3 protein-coding genes are annotated in these 2248 nt (G+C 60.9%); all 3 read right to left on the reverse strand.

Going from position 1 to position 2248, the window contains the following annotated elements:
• Window positions 1–268 (reverse strand): ribosome hibernation-promoting factor, HPF/YfiA family (gene hpf, locus GPA21_RS19935; RefSeq protein WP_168989808.1); only part of this gene is annotated, 268 nt, incomplete at its 3' end.
• 16 nt (window positions 269–284) lie between these two features.
• Window positions 285–1712: an RNA polymerase factor sigma-54 gene (locus GPA21_RS19940; RefSeq protein WP_168989809.1), complete on the reverse strand. Its 1428-nt coding sequence runs from the start codon at window positions 1710–1712 to the stop codon at window positions 285–287.
• An 11-nt stretch (window positions 1713–1723) separates the two neighbouring features.
• Window positions 1724–2248 (reverse strand): LPS export ABC transporter ATP-binding protein (gene lptB / locus GPA21_RS19945; RefSeq protein ID WP_168989810.1); only part of this gene is annotated, 525 nt, incomplete at its 5' end.

The raw sequence follows: 2248 nt of genomic DNA on the forward strand, positions 1-2248 counted from the left end.
GCTTGTACTTGATCACCTGGCGGTCGAGCTTGTCGGTCATGCTGTCGATGGCGGCATACATGTCGGCATCGTCGCTTTCGACGAAGATGTCCTTGCCGCGCACGTGCAGCGTCACTTCGGCCTTCTGCTTGAGCTTTTCGACGGACAGGATCACGTTGATGCTCGTGACGTTGTCGAAGTGCCGGATGACGCGGTCGAGCTTGCTGGTGACGTAGTCGCGAATGGCGTCGGTGACCTCGACGTGATGGCCGGTGATGTTGAGATTCATGATTGCTCCTTGTGATTTATATCGTCTTGCGCTGGCTGACCGGCGGTATGTTGAGTGATTCACGGTACTTGGCGATGGTTCGCCTCGCCACCACGATACCCTGCTGGCCCAATAGATCGGCGATCTTGGAGTCGGACAAGGGTTTCTTCTTGTCTTCGGCATCGACCAACTGGCGAATCAGCGCGCGTATCGCCGTGGAGGAGGCCGCCCCACCGGTATCGGTGGCGACATGACTGCCGAAAAAATACTTGAGTTCGAAGACGCCGCGAGGCGTCGACATGTACTTCTGCGTTGTGACCCTCGAGATCGTGGACTCGTGCAACTCCAGTTGTTCGGCGATTTCCCTCAGCGTCAGCGGACGCATCGCCACGTCTCCATATTCGAAGAACTGTCGTTGTTGGTCAACAATCGCCTGCGACACGCGCAGAATCGTCTCGAAACGCTGCTGAACGTTCTTGATCAGCCAGCGCGCCTCCTGCAACTGCCCGGACAGGGCACCGCTGATGCCCCGGTTCTGTTGCAGGATGCTGGCGTAGAGCGCGTTGATGCGCAGCCGTGGCATGGCTTCGGCGTTGAGACTGACGATCCACTGGTCGCGGTATTTGCGAACCACCACATCCGGCAGAATGTAGCGGGTTTCCTGCGTCGAATAGCGCGAACCCGGGTGGGGGTCGAGGGCGCAGATCATCGCGTGTGCGGCGCGAAGGTCTTCTTCGCTGCAGGCGAGCAAACGCTTGAGGCGGGAGAAGTTACGCTCTGCGAGCAGTTCGAGGTGTTCGCTGATGATCGCCTGCGCGATGTCACGCACTGGCCCGGGGTCAAGCGCGCGCAACTGTAGCGCCAGACACTCTCGCGGCGAGCGTGCGCCGATTCCCGCCGGGTCGAGACTCTGGACCTGATGCAGGGCTACGGTGAGGTCGTCGAGCTCGATCTCCAGTTCGGGCTGCAACAGTTCGAGCAGATCCTCGAGTGACTGGTTCAGGTAACCGTCGTCGTCGATCGCTTCGACGATCAACCGGCACAGCGTCCGGTCGCGATCGGACATCGGCGAGAGGCTCAGTTGCTGGTTGAGGTGGTCGCGGAGACTGGTCTCCGCAGCCTGGATGTCCTGAAAGTCATTGTCGTCGTCATCGCTGCGCGGGCCGTTGCTCGTCGCGCTACCCCAGTCTCCGGAGTCCTCGAAACTTGTCGCTTCGGGTGCGCTGTCGCGCTCCTGGTTGTCGCTGGGGGACTCCTGCTCGTTGCTGCTGCCGGTGGGCACTGTCTGCGCTGGTGCGTCGCCTTCCTCGCCCTCGGCTCGTTCGAGCATCGGGTTCTCGAGGAGGAAATTCTCGATCTCCTGGTTCAGTTCCAGCGTTGATAGCTGCAGCAGCCGAATCGACTGCTGCAGCTGAGGCGTCAACGTGAGATGCTGCGATAGCTTGAGCTGGAGCGTAGGCTTCATGACGGCAGTGCTCAGAGCCTGAAATGTTCGCCGAGATAGACTCGACGGACCTGCTCGTTGGCGACGATGACATCCGGTGTGCCGCTCGCCAGCACACTTCCCTCGCTGATGATGTAGGCGCGATCACAAATGCCGAGCGTCTCGCGCACGTTGTGGTCGGTGATCAGCACGCCGATACCGCGCTCGCGAAGGTAGTGAATGATCTTCTGGATGTCGAGTACCGCGATCGGATCGACCCCGGCGAATGGCTCGTCGAGGAGGATCAGGCGCGGGTTGCTTGCCAGTGCGCGGGCGATTTCGCAGCGTCGACGCTCGCCGCCGGACAAGGACACCGAGACGTTGTCGCGCAGGTGCGCGATACCCAACTCTTCCAGCAGCTCATTCAGGCGCGCCTCGACCTCTGCGCGCGACAGGCCCTGAAGTTCGAGCACTGCGCGGACATTGTCGGCGACACTGAGCTTGCGGAACACGCTCATTTCCTGGGGTAGATAGGACAGCCCCATGCGTGCACGTGCATGCACCGGCAGATGCGTGAG

The sequence above is a fragment of the Azoarcus taiwanensis genome (assembly GCF_012910885.1).
GTDB classification, from domain to species: domain Bacteria; phylum Pseudomonadota; class Gammaproteobacteria; order Burkholderiales; family Rhodocyclaceae; genus Azoarcus_F; species Azoarcus_F taiwanensis.